The 394-nt window shown below is 41.4% G+C and carries 1 pseudogene; it reads left to right on the top strand.

What is annotated here, in order from left to right:
- A pseudogene (locus tag HT701_RS05985) lies at window positions 1–394 on the top strand (IS630 family transposase); the annotation flags it as partial.

Raw genomic sequence — 394 nt, 5'->3', positions numbered from 1 at the left:
CCTTATGCAGGGGCTCCTAGAGGGGAGAAAGTCTATGAAAAGATTAGCGGACGTCGTTTTGAGCGAACTTCAATTGTTGCAGGACAAGTAGACGGAGAGTTTATAGCTCCCATGATTTACAAGAACAGCAGGACAAGCGATTTCTTTGGGGAGTGGTTCAAAACGCAACTCCTGCCTGCTTTGAAGACACCTCATGTTATTATCATGGACAATGCTAGTTTTGATCCCAAGAACATTTTGGATGAACTCTGCATCCAAGATAAACACTTTTTCTTACCTCTACCGCCTTATTCACCAGATTTGAATCCTATTGAGCAAGCTTGGGCTATCTTGAAAAAGAAAGTAACAGATTTATTAAGGGAAGTCCCAACTATTTTTGAATGTTTGGAACGCT

The sequence above is a fragment of the Streptococcus sp. 10824 genome, from assembly GCF_013276595.1.
GTDB classification, from domain to species: Bacteria; Bacillota; Bacilli; order Lactobacillales; family Streptococcaceae; genus Streptococcus; species Streptococcus pseudopneumoniae.
Note: the sequence above shows the minus strand (reverse complement) of the source record. Positions and strands in the feature narration are given on the sequence as shown.